This is a genomic window from Rhodanobacter geophilus, from assembly GCF_040812275.1.
In the GTDB taxonomy this organism is placed as follows: domain Bacteria; phylum Pseudomonadota; class Gammaproteobacteria; order Xanthomonadales; family Rhodanobacteraceae; genus Rhodanobacter_A; species Rhodanobacter_A geophilus.
The window spans coordinates 131,504-149,093 of record NZ_JBFOHL010000005.1; the positions used below are offsets into that span (position 1 = coordinate 131,504).

A 17,590-nucleotide genomic window follows, 5' to 3' on the forward strand; every position below is an offset into this window, starting at 1 on the left:
GGTGCGCCCCTACGCCGACGCGATCGCCTCGCGCAGCACGGCCAGCACTTCCTCCCCGGCCACCCCGCCCACGATCTCGGCTCGGCCGATGCCGCGCCACAGGATCAGCCGCAGGGTGCCGGCGGTGTTCTTCTTGTCCAGCCGCATCAGGGCGAGCAACTGCTCCGGATCGAAGCCGGCAGGCACGGCGGCGGGCAGGCCCGTGGTTTCCAGCAGGCGCTGCAGGCGCGCGGTGTCGGCAGCCCCGGCCATGCCCAGCCGCTCGGACAGCCGCGCCGCCAGCAGCATGCCGACCGCCACGCCTTCGCCGTGCAGCAGGGTGGTGTAGCGGCCGGCGGTTTCCAGCGCGTGGCCGAAGGTGTGGCCGAGGTTGAGCAGGGCGCGCTCGCCCTGTTCGGTCTCGTCGCGCGCCACCACGCCGGCCTTGTAGCGCAGCTTGCGCGCGATCGCCTCGACCACGGCGGTCTCGTCGCGCGCCGCCAGCGCGCCGGCGTGCGCTTCCAGCCACGCAAAGAACGGCTCGTCGCCGATCGCCGCGCCCTTGATCACCTCGGCGAGGCCGGCGCGGTATTCGCGATCGGGCAGGGTGGCCAGGGTGTCGATGTCGGCCACCACCGCGCGCGGCTGGTGGAAGGCGCCGACCAGGTTCTTGCCGGCCGGCAGGTTCACGCCGGTCTTGCCGCCCACCGAGGAATCCACCATCGCCAGCAGGGTGGTGGGCATCTGGATGAAGTCGATGCCGCGCATCCAGCATGCCGCGCTGAAGCCGGCGAGGTCGCCCACCACGCCGCCGCCCAGCGCGATCACGCAGGCGTCGCGGGTGGCGCCCAGCCCGGCCAGCGCCGCCAGCGCGCGTTCCACGTTGGCGAAGCTCTTGTGCGCTTCGCCGTCGTCGAGCAGGAAGCTCGACCACTGCAGGCCGTCGAGGCCGCGCGCCACGCGTTCGAGGTAGAGCGGCGCCACCGTGGTGTTGCTCGCCACCAGGACATGGCGGCCGCGCAGCATGGCGCGCCAGCGAGCACTGTCGCCGAGCAGCCCGCGGCCGATCCAGACGGGGTAGCTGCGCGCGCCGAGGGCGACGTCGATGGTGGTGGGGCTGGGAGGGTTCATGCGGCGGGCGAGGGCGTGGGGAGGGAGTGGCGTTGCCAGTGCAGGTCGATCAGCGCGATGGCCCGCATGCCGATCGCCGCGATGCCGTGGGTGGAGGGCAGCACGAGGTCGGCGGTTTCGCGGTACAGCGGTTCGCGGATCGCCGCCATCGCTTCGAGGCGCGCGCGGCGGTCGGCCCCGGCCAGCAGCGGACGCTGGGTATCGCGCGCCAGCCGTTCGAGTTGTTCCTCGATGCCGGCCTGCAGCCACAGCACGTAGCCGCGCGTCGCCAGCAGGGCGCGATTGCGCGGATCGAGCACCGCGCCGGCACCGGTGGCCAGCAGCACGCCGGCTCCGGCGCTGAATTCGTCCAGCAGTGCGCTCTCGCGCTGGCGGAAGCCGGGCTCGCCCTCGAGCTCGAACACGGTGGCGACGTCCGTGCCGGTGCGGCGCTCGATCTCGCGGTCGAGGTCGACGAAGGAGAGGCCATAATGCGTGGCGAGCCGTCGGCCGAGCGAAGTCTTGCCCGCGCCGGTCGGGCCGATCAGGAACAGGTTGCGCGACGGATTCATGCGACAACTCTAACAGCAGGTGTTTGGATGGCCGAACGGATTTTGCTCGCCGGTTGTGGCGACCTTGGTTTGCGCGTGGCCGCACGCCTGCTGGCGCAGGGCCACGAAACGTGGGCGCTGCGCCGTACTCCCCCGCCGCAGGGCGGACCCGGCCTGCGCTGGCTGGGGGCCGACCTCGCGCAGCCGCATACGCTGGGCGGCTTGCCTGCAGGCATCACCCGCGTGGTGTACCTGCCCGCGCCGGACGCGCGCGACAAGGCGGCGTACCGCGCGCTGTTCGTGGACGGGCTGCGCCACCTGCTGGAGGCGCTGGACGGCCGCGCGCTGCGGCAGGTGCTGCTGGTGTCCTCCAGCGCGGTGTACGGCGAGCACGACGGCGACTGGGTGGACGAAGACACGCCGCCCGCGCCGGCGGGCTTCAACGGCGCGCTGCTGCTCGAAGCCGAGCAGTGGCTGGCGGCGCAGGCCGTGCCGTCCACCGTGCTGCGCCTGGCCGGCCTGTACGGGCCAGGCCGCCTGCAGCTGGTCGAGCGCCTGCGCGGCGGGGCGCTGCGCGTGCCGCGCGAGGTGCCGCACTGGGCCAACCGCATCCATGTCGACGACGCGGCGGCGGCGGTCGCGCACCTGTTGCGCCTGCCCGTGCCCGGGCCCTTGTACCTGGGCGTGGACGACACGCCGCTGCCGCTGGACGAGCTGTACGACTTTCTTGCGCAGCTGGTCGACGCGCCGCCGCCGCCCGAAGGCCCGGCGCCCGCCGGCGTGGGCAGCAAGCGGCTGAGCAATGCCCGCTTGCGGGCCAGCGGCTGGATGCCGCAATGGCCCGATGCACGCGACGGTTACGCGGCCTTGCTGGATACTTGAGCTTTCCCCCACGGAGTCCGCAGATGGCCAGTTTCCCGATCCCGCACGCCATGGTCAGCACCGGCAACGAGCTGCACGGCTACCGCGTGGTACGCACGCTGGGCATCGTGCGCGGCATCACCGTGCGTTCGCGCAGCGTGGTGGGCAACCTGGGCGCCGCGCTGCAGACCCTGGTGGGCGGCAACATCACGATCTACACCGAGCTGTGCGAGAAGGCGCGCGAGGAGGCCTTCGAGCTGATGCTGCAGCACGCCGGCGCGATGGGGGCGAACGCGGTGATCGCGATGCGCTACGACGCCAACGACGTGGCCGAAGGCGTCACCGAGGTGCTGTCCTACGGCACGGCGGTGCAGGTGGAGCCGGTGTAGCAGGCCGCTACAGCGGCCTGCTACACGCGATCCACGGATGGGTCGCACGCTGGTCAATCACCCAGGTGATTGACCAGCGGAGCCGAGTCCGGTCTTGTGCCGGACTCGGCGAGTCGGGAAAGTGCAGGAAAGCACTTTTCCGACATTCAGTGGCGAGGCACTGGATCTCGCGGCTTGTCTCGCCCCGGACCCCGGGGGAAAGGACGCACTCCGTCACGCGTGCGTGAGCCCCGTCATGTGGCGGTCGTCGTCGTATTCCACGACGCTGTCGGCGAGCGCGGGCAGGGTGGCCAGGGCATGGCGGCTGAGCCGCTCGTAGTGCTGCAGGAAGCGTTCCAGGTTGGCGGCGTCCATCGCCAGCGGCGCATGCCGGGCCAGCAGCTCCTGCTCGGTTTCGCCACGCCAGCGGCGCACCACGTTCCAGTTCGGCGCCTGCAGCACGATCAACGCGTCGAACTTGCGCCACAGGGGCTGGTAGCCGCGCAGCTGCTTGTTGACCCAGTGGCGCCAGCTGCCATCGGGATCTTCCTCGCGCTCCAGCCGGTTCGCCGGTTCGTCCAGCGCGGCCTGCGACTGCGGCCGGATGCCCAGCGCCCAACCCTCCACGATCACCAGCTGCGGCGGCCGGGTGACGCGCGGCCAGCGCGAAGGCGGCATGCGCGTATCGCGGCCCTTGTCGAAGCGCGGCCACGACACCGGCAGCTTTTCCGAAGCCTGCGGCAGCGCGGCCAGCACCGAGAGCAACAGCTCGATCTCGTGCGTGCCCGGCACGCCGCGGGTGCGCAGCAACGGGTGGATCTGCTGGGCCATCAGTTCGCGGTCGCTGCGCGAGTAGTAGAAGTCGTCCAGCGACAGCACCTCGGTGGGCCAGCCGCGCGCCTCGGCCTGTGCCTTCATCTCGCGCGCCAGCGTGCTCTTGCCACTGCCCTGCAGGCCGGACAGGCCGATGAGGTAGGGTCGGCGCGAACGGGCGATGCGCCCCGCGTACTGGTCCAGCAGATGGCCGGCCAGCGAGGCGTTTGGCGCGGCGACGTGCGGCCTCGGGGCATTCATCGGCGGTCTCCCGCTTCGGGCGGGCGCAGCCGGCCGTGGGCACGGGCCGGGTGGGGGATTGGGTTAAGATGTGCCGGTTTCATCCGCGTCATGATGGCGCGAGCGCGCCACGTTTCAAGGGAAAAGTTTCAAAGCCATGTTGAGCCCCGAGATTCTTGATACTTTCCGGCAGTTGCTGGAGGAGGCGAAGGCTTCCGGCGACGCCGAGCCCACCGCGATGAACCTGGCCACGGTGGATGCCGACGGTCGCGTCGCCTCGCGCATCGTGCTGCTCAAGGGCGTGGACGAACGCGGCCTGCGCTTCCACACCAACTACGACAGCGACAAGGGCGGCCAGCTGGCGGCGCACCCGCAGGTGGCGCTGTGCTTCCACTGGAAACTCTTGCGCCACGGCGTGCAGGTGCGCGTGGAGGGCATGGCGCGCAAGCTGCAGGTGGAGGAATCGGACGCGTACTTCGCCACCCGCCCGCGCGGCAGCCAGATCGGCGCCTGGGCCTCGCTGCAGTCACAGACGCTGCCCGACCGCCACAGTTTCGACGAGCGCGTGGCGCGCTACGAGCACGAGTTCGAAGGCCGCGAGGTGCCGCGCCCGCCGCACTGGGGCGGCTACCTGGTGGAGCCGGACATGGTCGAGTTCTGGTACGGCGCCGAGTTCCGCCTGCACGACCGCGTGCGCTGGAGCCGGCACGGCCAGACCTGGACCCGCCGGCTGCTGTACCCGTGAGCAGGCCCGCGCCATGAGCCGTTCCGTGCCCGCCGGGCATGCCGGGCAGCACGGCTTCGTGGTGCATACGCGCGGCCGCGGTTTCGCCGAGATCACCGACAAGGTCGCCGACGCGGTGGCCGCCAGCGGCGTGCAGCTGGGCATCGCCCACGTGTTCACCGCGCACACCAGTTGCTCGCTGCTGCTCAGCGAGAACGCCGACCCCGCGGTGCGCGAGGATCTCGAGCGCTGGCTGGCGCGCGCCGTGCCGGACGGTGACGCGATCTTCACGCACGACGCCGAAGGGCCCGACGACATGCCCGCGCACGTGCGCGCCGTGCTCACCGGCGTCAGCCTTGTCGTGCCGGTGCACGGCGGCCGGCTGCAGCTCGGCACCTGGCAGGGCCTGTTCCTGTGGGAGCATCGCCGCGACCCGCACCAGCGCAGGGTCACCGTGACCGTGCTGGGGCATTGAACGCGTGACGGACCACTACCCGCGACGCATCGTCTGCCTCACCGAGGAGCCCACCGAGGTGCTCTACGCGCTGGGCGAGCAGCAGCGCATCGTCGGCATCTCCGGCTTCACCGTGCGCCCGCCGCGGGCGCGCAAGGAAAAGCCCAAGGTCTCGGCCTTCACCAGCGCGAAGATAGTCGAGATCCTCAAGCTCGAACCGGACCTGGCGATCGGCTTCTCCGACATCCAGGCCGACATCGCGCGCGAGCTCATCAAGGCCGGCGTCGAGGTGTGGATCAGCAACCACCGCAGCGTGGACGGCATCCTCGCCTACATCCGCCGTCTCGGCGCGATGGTCGGCGCGCATGAAAAGGCCGAGGCCTACGCGCAGCGCGCCGAGGCGCACCTGGCGGCCGTGCGCGCGGTCGCCGCACGCCTGCCGCGCCGGCCGAAGGTGTACTTCGAGGAATGGGACGAACCCATCATCACCGGCATCCGCTGGGTGGCCGAGCTGATCCAGATCGCCGGCGGCGAGGACTGCTTCCCCGAACTGGCCCGCGAGCCGCTGGCGAAACAGCGCATCCTGCCGAACGGCGACGAAGTGGTGCGGCGCGCGCCCGACATCATCCTCGGGTCATGGTGCGGCAAGCGCTTCCGTGCGGAGAAGGTGGCGGCCCGTCCAGGCTGGGAGGCGATCCCCGCGGTGCGCGACGGCGAGCTGCACGAGATCAAGTCGCCGATCATCCTGCAGCCCGGGCCGGCGGCGCTGTTCGACGGGCTGGATGCAATCCACGCAGTGGTTGCCGCCTGGGCGCGGCGCTGAGGAGCGCGGAAACCGGGGGACTGCCTCGGCCTTCCCTCTCCAGCCGCTGGAGACGGCATGGGCCTCGCCCCCGGGCGGGCGACGGGCGTCAGCCCACGAGTGCCAGCCGCATGCCGGCATCCAGCAGCGGCGCCGCCACCAGAATCCGCGCCAGCAGCAAGCCGATGATCACCACGGTAGGCGAGAAATCGATCATCCCCACCACCAGGCGCCCGCGCAGCGGCCGCAGCAGCGGATCGACGATCACGCCGAGCAGCCGCAGCAGTGGCTGGCGCTGGTCGGGGGCGAACATGCTCAGCAGCGACCAGCCGAACACCAGCACCAGGTAGAACAGCAGCACGAAGTCGAGCAGCTCGGCCAGCGACAGCACGATCAGGCCGGGCAGGCGCGGCAGCAGCCCCATCAGCGCGAACAGCACCAGCCGCTTCAGCAGCATCGCCAGCCACGCCACCAGCAGCGCGGCGAGGTTGATGCGCCGCCAGTTCGGCAGCACGCGGCGAAGCGGCGCCAGCACCGGGTTGGTGGTGCGGTAGATGAACTGGCTGAGCGGATTGTGGAAGTCGGCGCGGCAGGCTTCGGCGGCGAGGCGCAGCAGGAACAGCGTGGCGACGGCGTCGAAGGCGAGTTCGACCAGCAGCGCGATGGCGTTGAGGAGGTAGCTCATGCGGGATTCCCGTTGTTGTCCAGCGCGGCGGCCAGTTCGGCGCCGCGGCGGGTGGCGGCGGCGACGGCGCGGGCGGTCATGCGCGGCAGGCCGTCGGCGGCGAAGCTTTCCAGTGCGGCCTGGGTGGTGCCGTTCGGCGAGGTGACGCGGCGGCGCAGTTCGGCGGGGGCCTCGCCGGTTTCCTCCAGCATGCGGCCCGCGCCGAGACAGGTCTGCGCGGCGAGCGCGCGGGCGGTCTCGCGCGGCAGGCCCTGCGCCACGGCGGCCTCCTCCAGCGCCTCGACCAGGGCGAAGAAGTAGGCCGGGCCGGAGCCGGAGAGCGCGGTGACGGTGTCCATCAGTGCCTCGTCGTCGATCCAGCGGGTGAGCCCGACGGCGTCCATGATGTGCTGCGCCTGCGCGCGCTGCGCCGCGCTGACCCGATGGTTGGCGCAGAGGCCGGTGGCGCCGGCGCCGATCAGCGCGGGGGTGTTCGGCATGCAGCGCACGATCGGCAGCGCGCCCAGCCAGCGTTCGAGCTGGTCCAGCCGCACGCCGGCGGCGATCGAGATCAGCAGCGGGCGCTGTCCCTGCAGCGCCATGCGCAACTCGCCGTGTACCTTGGGCATGGCCTGCGGCTTCACCGCCAGCACGATCACGTCGGCGTCGGCCACGGCCAGCCGGTTCTCGGCCCAGGTGGCCACGCCGAAGTCGCGGCCCAGCCGTTCGCGCGTTTCGGCCAGCGGGTCGGCCACGCGGATGTCGGCGGGTGCCAGGCCGGTGGCGAGCAGGCCGCCGATCAGGCTGCGGGCCATGTTGCCGCCACCGATGAAGGCGATGCGTGTCATGGGGAACCCTGGATGGTGGAGACGGCCGCATACCTTACCGGAGCCGGCGTCGGCGTGCGTCCCTTTCGCGCTCCGCTTGCCCGCCGCAGCCCGCCTGGTGGACAGGCCGGGCATCCTTTGGTGACCGGGTGCGCAAACCGCCGCGAAGGCTGGCCGTGCGACCCGCGGCGCGAGTAGTATCGGCTCGCTGCATGGGGGAACCGGATGGCCGGGCTGCAGGCGCGCGCCGCGTGCCGCGGCCATCCGTCGCCGATCCGCTGCAGCCATCGCCACAGCATCCTGACGACCGGTTGAGGGGAACCCCTGATGGACATCGCCGAACTGCTTGCCTTCTCGGTGAAGAACAAGGCATCGGACCTGCACCTTTCCGCCGGCCTGCCGCCGATGATCCGCGTGGACGGCGACGTGCGCCGCATCAACATCCCGCCACTGGAACACAAGCAGGTGCATTCGCTGGTGTACGACATCATGTCGGACAAGCAGCGGCGCGACTACGAGGAATTCCTGGAGACCGACTTCTCGTTCGAGATCCCCGGCCTGGCGCGCTTCCGCGTCAACGCGTTCACCCAGAACCGCGGCGCCGGCGCGGTGTTCCGCACGATTCCCTCCGAAGTGCTGACGCTGGAGGACCTCGGCTGCCCGAAGGTGTTCAAGGAGCTGATCGAGCAGCCGCAGGGCCTGATCCTGGTGACCGGGCCCACCGGCTCGGGCAAGTCGACCACGCTGGCGGCGATGGTCGACCACATCAACAAGAACGAATACGGCCACATGCTCACGGTCGAGGATCCGATCGAGTTCGTGCACACCTCGCAGAAGTGCCTGGTCAACCAGCGCGAGGTGCACCGCGACACGCACGGCTTCAACGAGGCGCTGCGCTCGGCGCTGCGCGAGGACCCGGACTACATCCTGGTGGGCGAGCTGCGCGACCTGGAGACGATCCGCCTGGCGCTCACCGCCGCGGAAACCGGCCACCTGGTGTTCGGCACCGTGCACACCAGCTCGGCGGCCAAGACCATCGACCGCATCATCGACGTGTTCCCCGCCGGCGAGAAGCCGATGGTGCGCTCGATGCTGTCCGAGTCGCTGCGCGCGGTGATCTCGCAGTCGCTGCTGAAGAAGACCGGCGGCGGCCGCATCGCGGCGCACGAGATCATGGTGGCCGTGCCGGCGATCCGCAACCTGATCCGCGAGGACAAGGTGGCGCAGATGTACTCGGCGATCCAGACCGGCCAGCAGTTCGGCATGCAGACGCTGGACCAGTGCCTGCAGGACCTGGTGAAGCGCGGCCTGGTGTCGCGGCAGGAGGCGTCCAGCTACGCCAAGAACAAGGACCTTTTCAGGTGAGGCCGGGAACGGGATACGGGGAACGCGGCATGTGCGGGGCACGGCATCCCTCGACGGTGCGCTTCGCCCGGGCATGTGATCGAAGCCGGGTCTCCGGGCATTCCTCGCCCTCCGCGTTCCCGGTTCCCGGTTCCCCGTTCCCTGCTCCCGGAGGAGCGCACCCATGAGCGAATTCGATTTCACCTCCTTCCTCAAGCTGATGGTGCACAAGCAGGCCTCGGACCTGTTCATCACCGCCGGCGTGGCGCCGTCGATGAAGGTGCAGGGGCGCATCGTGCCGATCACGCAGAGCCCGCTGTCCATCCAGCAGTCGCGCGACATGGTGCTCAACGTGATGACGCCCTCGCAGCGCGAGGAATTCGAGAAGACCCACGAGTGCCAGTTCGCGATTTCCGCGCAGGGCGTGGGCCGCTTCCGCGTGTCGTGCTTCTACCAGCGCAACTGCGTGGGCATGGTGCTGCGCCGGATCGAGTCGAAGATCCCGACGATCGAGGAGCTGAACCTGCCGCCGGTGATCAAGCAGCTGGCGATGACCAAGCGCGGCATCATCATCTTCGTGGGCGGCACCGGCACCGGCAAATCCACCTCGCTGGCGTCGATGATCGGCTACCGCAACCAGAACTCGACCGGCCACATCATCACCATCGAGGACCCGATCGAGTACGTGCACAAGCACGAGGGCTGCATCATCACCCAGCGCGAGCTGGGCATCGACACCGACAGCTGGGACAACGCGCTGAAGAACACCCTGCGCCAGGCGCCCGACGTGATCATGATCGGCGAGGTGCGCACGCGCGAGACGATGGAGCACGCGATCAACTTCTCCGAGACCGGCCACCTGTGCCTCTGCACGCTGCACGCGAACAACGCGAACCAGGCGATGGACCGCATCCTGCACTTCTTCCCTGAGGACCGCCGCCAGCAGCTGTTCATGGACCTGTCGCTGAACCTCAAGGGCGTGGTGGCGCAGCAGCTGATCCCGACGCCGGACGGCAAGGCGCGCCGCGTGGCGGTGGAGATCCTGCTGGGCACGCCGCTGGTGCAGGACTACATCCGCCAGGGCGAGGTGCACAAGCTCAAGGACGTGATGAAGGAATCCAACCTGCTCGGCATGAAGACCTTCGACCAGAGCCTGGTCGAGCTGTACCACGCCGGCGAGATCAGCTACGAGGACGCGCTGCGGCACGCCGACAGCGCGAACGAGGTGCGCCTGCGCATCAAGCTGGCGCAGGGCGGTGACGCGCACACGCTGTCGCAGGGGCTGGAAGGCGTGGAAGTGGAGCAGACCCGCGGTGGCGACAGCTTCGGCGGCGGCCTGCTGCAGCGCTGAGCTTCGAGCGGGCGGCAGAAACGAGGAAGGCGCCCGAGGGGCGCCTTCTTCGTTTCCCGGGCCGTTGCGCAGCGGCTTACTTCAGCGTGGTCTGGCTGGTGATCACGATGCCGCTGTCGTCCACGTGAAGCTCGGCGTCGATGCTGTCCACACGTTGCGCCTGGGCTTCCATCGCGGCGAACTGCGCCTTGGAGCGGGCCGCGTCGGCGGCGGCCTGGGCGGCCTCGTCGGCCGGCGTGGTCTCGCCGGTGATCGTGGGCTCGTCGCTCTTGCTCATCTCGGCGGCCGCCGCGGCGAGGCTGTCGGACTTCATCTCCATGAATTTCAGCCAGTCCAGGTACATCGCGCCGGAGAGGTGCATGCGCGCCAGCTGGCCGGGTTCGCCGGAGGGATCGCGCAGCGTGCCGGCGAGCTTGGCGTTCTCGCCGGCGCCGATGCCCAGCGCGAGCGCCTTGTCGCCCGTGGCCAGCCACGCCGGTTCGCCGAGCATGCCGGTCACGTCCGGCGGCAGCGCCACCGGAGCGGCGTTCGGGGCCGGCTTCAGCCTGGCCAGCGCGGGCACCATCATCTGGCCGGTGGCGAGCAGGCCGGCGGGGTCGCTGCTGCCCAGCACGATGCGGCCGGTGAAGTTCGGCAGGCTGCTGGTCTTGTCGGCGCTCAGCGTGTCCAGCGCGAGGCGCACGCCGAGCAGGTTGCCGAACGGCGGGAGCGCCGTCTTCGGCAGCGACTCGCCCAGCTTGGCGAAACTGTCGTTGAGGTCGACCAGCATCGGGCAGGTGAACGGCTTGGCCGCCACCGCGTCGGCCTGGGCCGACCAGAACGTGCGCAGCACGGTGACCGGCAGCGCGAGGCTGAGGTCGAACGGCGCCACGTTGGCGCCGTTGCCCAGGCCGGGCAGCTCCACCTTGAGGCCGCTGAAGGCCTTGCTGATGTCGTCGGCCAGCGCCACGTCGAAGCGGCCGTCCTGGTGCTTGGCGTCCAGCCGGGTGTAGCCGAAGCTCAGCGACGGCACGCGCGCGGCGATGCGGCCGGCCTCGGGTATGCAGCTCGGCGAGCTCTTCAGCAGGTTCGCCACCGGCTCGCCGGTGTGGGCCGATTCGGCGCCGGCATGGGCCTTCTCGATCGCCGCGATCAGCGGGTCGCTGCCGGAAACCACCAGCGGCAGCGCACGGGTGAGGTCGAGCTGGCCGACCAGCCATTTCGCATAGCCCTTGTTCTGAACCAGCGCGGCGAGGCGGCCGTCGTCCTGCAGGCTCTTTGCCGGGCGGTCCAGGCCCAGGGTCTGGCGCAGCAGCGGCGTGGCGGCGTTGGCCGGCAGCAGCGCCGCCACCATCTGCCTGCCGACCACGGCGAGCACCAGTTCGGTGCCCGAGGCGGGGAACACCTGCCGGCGATAGCCCTGCGTGCCGATCGTCGCGCTGTCGAGCTTCTTGCCATAGGCGGCTTCCAGGCGGCCCACGAAGCCCTCGAAGGCCTTGGGGTCGGCGAGCTCGATGCGCAGCACCGGCGCCATGCCCTCGCCGTAGAACACGAAGCGGCCCTTGAGGTCGAGGCCGTTGGCCTGGGCGAAGCCCTCGATGGTCTTGCCCTTGAACTCGGCGGCGAAGACGCGCACCAGGCGTGCGGCATCGGGATCGTCGGCCTGCAGGCGTACGGCAAAGGCCTCCATCTGGGCGACCTGCGAGGGCAGTTGCAGATCGGCCTGCGCGAGCAGTGCCTGGCGCGTGTCGTCGTCCAGCACGGCCAGGTTGGCGGCCGCGTACGGCGTGTCCGCCGGCACGAAGGCCAGTGGCGCGTTCTTGTCCTTGTGCGAGCAGGCCGCCAGCGCGACGCAGGCCAGCCCCAGCGCGATGAAGCGCGTCCTCGATTGCATGGTGTTCCCCGGTGGTGGATGCCGCGTGCGCATTATGCCTGTTCCGCGGCTTGCTGCGGTGCAAGACGGCCGGCCATCCAGCCGTCCGCGGAGGGTCGTGTCGCGCTGGAAACCGCGTTCAGCGCGCCAACAGTTCGGCCAGCACGGCCATGCGCACGAACACGCCGTTGGCCACCTGTTCCAGGATGCGCGACTGCGCGCCGTCGGCCACCTCGTCGGCGATCTCGATGCCGCGGTTGAGCGGGCCGGGGTGCATCACCAGGCAGCCTTTCGCGGCCTGCTTCAGGCGGCGCTGGTCGAGGCCGTACTGGCGGAAGTAGGCGGCCTCGTCGGGCAGGTCGGTGGCGGCCATGCGCTCCTTCTGCAGGCGCAGCATGATCGCCACGTCGGCGCCCGCGATGGCGCTGTCGAAATCCTCGGTGTAGCGGCACTGCGAGAACTCGGCGGCGTCCGGCAGCAGCGCGACGGGGCCGCACAGGCGGATCTCGCCCACGCCCAGCGCGGCGAGCGCATGCACGTCCGAGCGCGCCACGCGCGAGTGGCGGATGTCGCCGCAGATCGTCACCACCAGGTTCTCGAAATCCGGCCGGTGCTGGCGGATGGTCAGCGCATCCAGCAGGCCCTGGGTGGGGTGGGCGCGGTTGCCGTCGCCGGCGTTGATCACCGACACGCCGCTCATCGCGTGGCGCACCAGTTCGTCCGGCGTGCCGGAGACCTTGTGGCGCACCACGATGGCATCCAGGTGCATCGCCTCCAGCGTGTGCAGGGTGTCGTACAGCGCCTCGCCCTTGGCGGTGGAGGAGAAGCCGATGTCGAAGTTGATCACGTCGGCGCCGAGCCGGCGCGCGGCCAGCTCGAACGAGGTGCGGGTGCGCGTGGACGGCTCGAAGAACAGGTTGAGCACGGTGCGGCCGGCCAGCGTGTCCAGCTTGCGGGTGCCGTGCGCGCAGGCGTCGCGGATCGCGATCGCGCGGTCGAGCAGGCGCTCGACGCTGGCGCGCGGCAGGTGTTCCAGCGTGGTGAGGTGGCGCAGGCGTGGGCTCATGGCGTGGTGGCGGGAGTGGGGAATTCGGAAAGGGGCGTGGGCTCGGCCAGCCAGCGCTCTAGGATCACGGCGGCGGCCTCGGCGTCGATCGCCGCGGCATCGCGGCGGCGCTTCAGGCCGGCCGCGCGGGCGGCGGCGAAGCGGCGGGCGGCTTCCCGCGAGCTGTGGCGCTCGTCGATCAGCGCCACCGGCAGGGCATAGCGCTGCTGCAGCGTGGCGGCGAAGCGGCGTGCCCGTTTGCTGGCGGGCTGTTCCCCGCCTTCGAGCGTGAGCGGCAGGCCCACGACCAGGGTGTCGGGCAGCCATTCGCCGCGCAGCGCGTCCAGTTGCGGCCAGTCCGGCTCGCCGTCGCGCACCGCGAGCACGGCGAGTGCGCGGGCACTGGCGGTGAGCGCATTGCCCACTGCCACGCCGATCAGTTTGCTGCCGACGTCGAAACCGAACGCGCAGCTCATGCGTGGCCCGCGTAGCCGGTCAGCTGCAGCGGGTCGACGCCGACCAGGCCGGCGGCGGCGCTCCAGCGCTCCTCCAGCGGCGTGTCGAACACCACCCGCTCGCAGGCCTCGGCGGTGAGCCAGGCGTTCGCCATCAGTTCCTGCTCCAGCTGCCCGGCATCCCAGCCGGCGTAGCCCAGCGCCATGATCGCCTGGCGCGGGCCTTCGCCGGCGGCCATCGCCACCAGGATGTCGCGCGAGGTGGTCACCGACCACGCGGCGTTGATGCGGTAGCTCGACTCCCAGTGGCCGGGCTCGCGGTGCAGCACGAAGCCGCGCTCCTGCTGCACCGGGCCGCCGATCAGCACCGGCGCGTCGACCAGCTCGGGGTCGCTGCATTCCAGCTTCATCTGCGCCAGCACGTCGCCGAAGCGGTACTGCGACAGCTGGTTCACCAGCAGGCCCACCGCGCCATCCTCGTTGTGCTGGCAGAGCAGGGCCACGCCGCGCGAGAACGGCGGTTCGGCCAGTCCCGGCATGGCGATGAGGAAGTGACCGGTGAGGGTGGGCGGTTCGGTGCGGCTCATGCACCCATTGTAAGCCCGCGGGTCGTTACTTGCTCCTCAACACGCCGCCGGGCAGGAACTGCCAGGTGCGGGTGATGTAGAGCTCGTCCACCTTCGCCTCGGCCGGCAGCGGCGGGAACGGCGCGGCCAGCCGCACGATGCGTTCGGCGGCGGCGTCCAGCAGCGGCTGGCCGGAGCTGCGGATCACGTCGATGCTGCGGATGCTGCCGTCGCGGTTGATGCCCACGGTAAGCAGCAGGTCGCCGTGCAATTCGCGCCGGCGCGCCTCTTCCGGGTAATTGAGGTTGCCCACCCGCTGCACGCGGTCGGACCAGCCGCGCATGTAGGCGGCGTAGACGTATTCCTTGGTGTTGGCCGAGATGTACTTCTTGCGCGGGCGCTTGGCATAGGCCTGGGTCTGGTCGCGCAATTCGGCGGCAAGCTGGGCCATCTCCTGCTGGCGGCGCAGGTCCCGCGCGCTGGGTGCGTCCTGCGGCGGCACCTCGGTCTGTGCAGTGTCGCTGTCCACGCTGAAGCGGCTCTGGCCGCGGGTGGTGACCATGCGCTGCGGCGTGGCCTCGCGCGGCTGCGGCGTGGCGGCGGCGACGTTCTGCACTGCCGTGCCGGGATCGGGCTTGGGCAGCGCGCCGGAGAACGGCTGCGAGGGCCGTGCGGCATGGTCGCTCTGGCCGCCGCCGCTGTTGTTCGCCTGGGCCAGGAAATCGGCCTGGTCCGGCGCCTCGCGGTTGGCCACGTTGACCAGGGTGACGTCCAGCGTGGGCAGGCCGGGGGCGGTCTTGGCGAAATGGAAGGTGATGCCGAGCAGCAGCACGCCGTGTAGCAGCAGCGAGAACAGCAGGGTCGCGCCGATCGGATCGGCGGCGGGGCGTGCGGCGGCGGAACTCACGGAACGCGGCTTCCAGCAGGGCGCTGCTCGATGGCGTCGAACAGCAGGCCGGCGATATTAAGGCCGAATTGCGCGTCCAGTTCGCGCGCGCAGGTCGGCGATGTCACGTTGATCTCGGTGAGGTAATCGCCGATCACGTCCAGGCCGACGAAACGCAGGCCGCGCCGGAGCAGTTCCGGCGCCACCTGGGCGGCGATCCAGCGGTCGCGTTCGCTGAGCGGCACGCCTTCGCCGCGGCCGCCGGCGGCGAGGTTGCCGCGGAACTCGTCGCCCTGCGGGATGCGCGCCAGCGCGTAGGGCACCGGCTCGCCGTCGATCAGCAGGATGCGCTTGTCGCCCGCGCTGATCGCCGGGATGAACTTCTGCGCGATCGCGAAGTGCCGGCCTTCGCCGTGCGGGCCGCCGGCCAGCAGGGTTTCCAGCATGGAGTTGAGGTTGCTGTCGCCCGCTTTCACGCGGAAGATGCCGCGCCCGCCCATGCCGTCCAGCGGCTTCAGCACCGCCTCGCCGCATTCGGCCACGAAGCGGCGCAGCTCGGCCGGATCGCGCGAGACCAGGGTGGGTGCGCAGCACTCGGGAAACTGCAGCGCGAACAGCTTCTCGTTGCAGTCGCGCAGCGCGCGCGGGTCGTTCACCACGTTCACGCCGCCGCGCTGGGCCGTTTCCAGCACCATGGTGTCGTAGATGAACTGCGCGTCCACCGGCGGATCCTTGCGCATCAGCACGATGTCCAGTCCGCGCAGGTCGCGCCAGCGCGCCTCGCCCAGGCTGAACCAGTCGTGCGCGTCGTCGCGCACCGCGAGCGGGCGCAGCCGCGCCCAAGGCGCGCCGTCGCGCAGCGCCAGGTCGCCCTGCTCCAGGTAGTGCAGCGCGTGGCCGCGGCGCTGCGCCTCCAGCAGCATGGCCAGGCTGGTGTCCTTGGCCGGCTTGATCGCGCCGATGGGGTCCATCAGCACCGCGACCGAAAGGGGCATCGTGATTCTCCGCGAAAGGTTTTGCGACGCGAGGCGCCGGCAACAGAGGGACGATGTTCGCCTACGCCGCCGGTTGCGACAAGCGCGCCGGCTGCCCGTGTGCCGCAGAAGGTTCAACGCTGCCGATGAAGGTCACATTGCGTGCTGGTGGGGCGCTCCGTAACGAGAATGTTGCTTGACGCGATGGCAGGCAGGCAGTAAACAACGAGCCTTGAACATCCCGCCGCAGAGCGGGTGTTGCAGATCGCGATACCGGGTTGTCTTGTCATGTGCACCGGCGGCATGCTTGTTGCCTGCCTTGGTGGTTGTCCTGGACCCGACATGGGTGACAGGGGGGGAGTAATGAATCTGAACGCGAACGCGAATGGTCTGGCCGGCCTGAGAGTCATGGTGATCGATGACTCCAAGACCATCCGTCGCACGGCAGAGACCCTGCTGAAGAAGGAAGGCTGCGACGTATTGACCGCGGTGGACGGCTTCGAGGCGCTGGCCAAGATCGCCGACCAGAAGCCCGCCATCATCTTCGTCGACATCATGATGCCGCGGCTGGACGGCTACCAGACCTGCGCGCTGATCAAGAACAACCCGCAGTTCCGCGCCACCCCGGTGATCATGCTGAGCTCCAAGGACGGCCTGTTCGACAAGGCGCGCGGTCGTGTCGTGGGCGCAGAGCAGTACCTCACCAAGCCATTCACGCGCGACGAGTTGCTCGGCGCCATCCATCACCATGTCAGCACGGTATCCAGCCGCTGACCGCAGATTCTCGGGGGAACCTGTGGCCAACATCCTCATCATCGACGACTCGCCGACCGACGTGCGCGTACTCACCACGCTGCTCGAACGCGCCGGTCACCAGGTCGCCTCCGTCGGCAACGCCGAGGAGGGCATCGAGCGCGTGCGCAGCGCGCCGCCCGCGCTGGTCATCATGGACGTCATCATGCCCGGCATGAACGGCTTCCAGGCCACCCGCACGCTTACCCGCGATCCGGCCACGTCCGAGGTGCCGATCGTGATGATCACCACCAAGGCGATGGAAACCGATCGCGTCTGGGGTCTGCGCCAGGGTGCGCGCGCCTTCATCACCAAGCCGGTGAACGAGGGCGAGCTGCTCGCCTGCATCAACCAGCTGCTGGCGAGCGCGGCATGAGCGCGCCGTCCGGCCTCACCCCGTTCGAGATCCTGGCCCGCTACGAGCGGCTGTCCCTGGCGCATGCCTCGGATACCCGCGAGCGGATGGACGCGCCGGGCCTGTGGCGCGGCATCGGCTACCGCGTGGGGCCGCGCATGCTGGTCAGCGAGATCGGCGAGATCAACGAGCTGCTGGCGATGCCGCCGCTCACCGTGGTGCCCGGCACCCGGCCGTGGCTGCTCGGCGTGGCGAACGTGCGCGGCAACCTGATGCCGGTGGTGGACTTCGGCCGCTTCCTGTTCGACGAGCGCACCTCGCTGACCGACCGCGCGCGCCTGCTGGTGGTGCGCCAGGGCGGTGGCAGCGTGGCGCTGCTGGTCGACGAGGTGTTCGGCCAGCGTACGGTGGACGAGGAACAGCGGCGCACGGCGGGGCAGGAGGACGATCCCCGGCTGGCGCGCTTCGCCGAACAGCGGGTGGGTGAAGGCGAGCAGCAGATGGCGATTTTGAGCATGAGCCGGCTGGTGCGGGCGCCCGATTTCCGCCAGGCCGCGGCCTGACGTCACGGCGGCAC

General features: G+C 70.4%; 21 protein-coding genes. 10 read left to right on the top strand and 11 right to left on the bottom strand.

Annotated features, from left to right (window positions below; all coding sequences use genetic code 11):
• Positions 1 to 9: 9 nt before the first annotated feature.
• Both aroB and ABQJ56_RS07250 read right to left on the bottom strand, forming a co-directional pair.
• Positions 10 to 1,110, bottom strand: a complete 1,101-nt coding sequence (gene aroB / locus ABQJ56_RS07245; protein ID WP_367844331.1) for a 3-dehydroquinate synthase — start codon at positions 1,108 to 1,110, stop codon at positions 10 to 12.
• Complete coding sequence (locus ABQJ56_RS07250) at positions 1,107 to 1,661, bottom strand: shikimate kinase (protein ID WP_367844332.1); 555 nt, start codon at positions 1,659 to 1,661, stop codon at positions 1,107 to 1,109. Before ABQJ56_RS07250 ends, aroB begins: the two co-directional genes overlap by 4 nt.
• 27 nt (positions 1,662 to 1,688) lie before the next feature.
• On the opposite strand from ABQJ56_RS07250, the gene ABQJ56_RS07255 reads away from it, so the two are divergent.
• The gene (locus ABQJ56_RS07255) at positions 1,689 to 2,522 is read left to right on the top strand and encodes an NAD-dependent epimerase/dehydratase family protein (protein ID WP_367844333.1); all 834 of its coding nucleotides are present in this window, start codon (positions 1,689 to 1,691) and stop codon (positions 2,520 to 2,522) included.
• 23 nt (positions 2,523 to 2,545) lie between these two features.
• Positions 2,546 to 2,890, top strand: a complete 345-nt coding sequence (locus tag ABQJ56_RS07260) for a YbjQ family protein (protein WP_367844334.1) — start codon at positions 2,546 to 2,548, stop codon at positions 2,888 to 2,890.
• Positions 2,891 to 3,103: 213 nt separating this feature from the next.
• Here the strand turns inward: ABQJ56_RS07260 and ABQJ56_RS07265 are convergent, their stop codons facing one another.
• Positions 3,104 to 3,943, bottom strand: a complete 840-nt coding sequence (locus tag ABQJ56_RS07265; protein ID WP_367844335.1) for a kinase — start codon at positions 3,941 to 3,943, stop codon at positions 3,104 to 3,106.
• Between the two features lie 136 nt (positions 3,944 to 4,079).
• Here ABQJ56_RS07265 and pdxH point away from each other — a divergent pair, with 136 nt between their 5' ends.
• Genes pdxH through ABQJ56_RS07280 form a run of 3 tightly spaced genes read left to right on the top strand, consistent with a single transcriptional unit; the run spans position 4,080 to position 5,923 of the window.
• On the top strand, positions 4,080 to 4,667 hold the full coding sequence (gene pdxH, locus ABQJ56_RS07270; protein ID WP_367844336.1) for a pyridoxamine 5'-phosphate oxidase: 588 nt from the start codon (positions 4,080 to 4,082) through the stop codon (positions 4,665 to 4,667).
• A gap of 13 nt (positions 4,668 to 4,680) precedes the next feature.
• Positions 4,681 to 5,121, top strand: a complete 441-nt coding sequence (locus ABQJ56_RS07275) for a secondary thiamine-phosphate synthase enzyme YjbQ (protein ID WP_367844337.1) — start codon at positions 4,681 to 4,683, stop codon at positions 5,119 to 5,121.
• A gap of 4 nt (positions 5,122 to 5,125) precedes the next feature.
• Entirely contained in the window at positions 5,126 to 5,923 is a 798-nt protein-coding gene (locus ABQJ56_RS07280; RefSeq protein WP_367844338.1) for an ABC transporter substrate-binding protein, read from the top strand.
• Positions 5,924 to 6,011: 88 nt separating this feature from the next.
• On the opposite strand, the gene ABQJ56_RS07285 is transcribed toward ABQJ56_RS07280, so the two are convergent.
• Both ABQJ56_RS07285 and proC read right to left on the bottom strand, forming a co-directional pair.
• Complete coding sequence (locus ABQJ56_RS07285) at positions 6,012 to 6,587, bottom strand: YggT family protein (RefSeq protein WP_367844339.1); 576 nt, start codon at positions 6,585 to 6,587, stop codon at positions 6,012 to 6,014.
• The gene (proC, locus tag ABQJ56_RS07290; RefSeq protein WP_367844340.1) at positions 6,584 to 7,414 is read right to left on the bottom strand and encodes a pyrroline-5-carboxylate reductase; all 831 of its coding nucleotides are present in this window, start codon (positions 7,412 to 7,414) and stop codon (positions 6,584 to 6,586) included. The genes ABQJ56_RS07285 and proC overlap by 4 nt, the downstream gene beginning before the upstream one ends.
• Positions 7,415 to 7,720: 306 nt before the next feature.
• Between proC and ABQJ56_RS07295 the strand changes: the two genes are divergently transcribed.
• Together ABQJ56_RS07295 and ABQJ56_RS07300 are read left to right on the top strand one after the other, a co-directional pair.
• Entirely contained in the window at positions 7,721 to 8,758 is a 1,038-nt protein-coding gene (locus ABQJ56_RS07295; protein WP_367844341.1) for a type IV pilus twitching motility protein PilT, read from the top strand.
• A 163-nt stretch (positions 8,759 to 8,921) separates the two neighbouring features.
• Positions 8,922 to 10,088 (top strand): PilT/PilU family type 4a pilus ATPase, encoded by a 1,167-nt coding sequence (locus ABQJ56_RS07300; protein WP_367844342.1) that lies wholly within the window; start codon positions 8,922 to 8,924, stop codon positions 10,086 to 10,088.
• A 76-nt stretch (positions 10,089 to 10,164) separates the two neighbouring features.
• Here the strand turns inward: ABQJ56_RS07300 and ABQJ56_RS07305 are convergent, their stop codons facing one another.
• From ABQJ56_RS07305 to gshB, 6 genes are all read right to left on the bottom strand, one after another.
• A complete protein-coding gene (locus tag ABQJ56_RS07305) occupies positions 10,165 to 11,961 on the bottom strand; it encodes a hypothetical protein (RefSeq protein ID WP_367844343.1) in 1,797 nt (598 codons plus the stop codon).
• Positions 11,962 to 12,079: 118 nt separating this feature from the next.
• On the bottom strand, positions 12,080 to 13,006 hold the full coding sequence (locus ABQJ56_RS07310) for an aspartate carbamoyltransferase catalytic subunit (protein ID WP_367844344.1): 927 nt from the start codon (positions 13,004 to 13,006) through the stop codon (positions 12,080 to 12,082).
• Entirely contained in the window at positions 13,003 to 13,461 is a 459-nt protein-coding gene (gene ruvX / locus ABQJ56_RS07315; protein ID WP_367844345.1) for a Holliday junction resolvase RuvX, read from the bottom strand. Before ruvX ends, ABQJ56_RS07310 begins: the two co-directional genes overlap by 4 nt.
• Entirely contained in the window at positions 13,458 to 14,027 is a 570-nt protein-coding gene (locus tag ABQJ56_RS07320; RefSeq protein WP_367844346.1) for a YqgE/AlgH family protein, read from the bottom strand. The genes ruvX and ABQJ56_RS07320 overlap by 4 nt, the downstream gene beginning before the upstream one ends.
• Positions 14,028 to 14,052: 25 nt before the next feature.
• Positions 14,053 to 14,913, bottom strand: coding sequence for an energy transducer TonB (locus ABQJ56_RS07325; protein WP_367844347.1), 861 nt, complete (start codon positions 14,911 to 14,913; stop codon positions 14,053 to 14,055).
• Complete coding sequence (gshB, locus tag ABQJ56_RS07330; protein WP_367844348.1) at positions 14,910 to 15,887, bottom strand: glutathione synthase; 978 nt, start codon at positions 15,885 to 15,887, stop codon at positions 14,910 to 14,912. The genes ABQJ56_RS07325 and gshB overlap by 4 nt, the downstream gene beginning before the upstream one ends.
• A 342-nt stretch (positions 15,888 to 16,229) precedes the next feature.
• Here gshB and ABQJ56_RS07335 point away from each other — a divergent pair, with 342 nt between their 5' ends.
• The 3 genes from ABQJ56_RS07335 to ABQJ56_RS07345 are packed head-to-tail and all read left to right on the top strand — an operon-like array spanning position 16,230 to position 17,576.
• The gene (locus ABQJ56_RS07335; RefSeq protein ID WP_367844349.1) at positions 16,230 to 16,640 is read left to right on the top strand and encodes a response regulator; all 411 of its coding nucleotides are present in this window, start codon (positions 16,230 to 16,232) and stop codon (positions 16,638 to 16,640) included.
• 22 nt (positions 16,641 to 16,662) lie between these two features.
• Positions 16,663 to 17,034, top strand: a complete 372-nt coding sequence (locus tag ABQJ56_RS07340; protein WP_367844350.1) for a response regulator — start codon at positions 16,663 to 16,665, stop codon at positions 17,032 to 17,034.
• Positions 17,031 to 17,576, top strand: a complete 546-nt coding sequence (locus tag ABQJ56_RS07345; RefSeq protein ID WP_367844351.1) for a chemotaxis protein CheW — start codon at positions 17,031 to 17,033, stop codon at positions 17,574 to 17,576. Before ABQJ56_RS07340 ends, ABQJ56_RS07345 begins: the two co-directional genes overlap by 4 nt.
• Positions 17,577 to 17,590 lie beyond the last annotated feature (14 nt).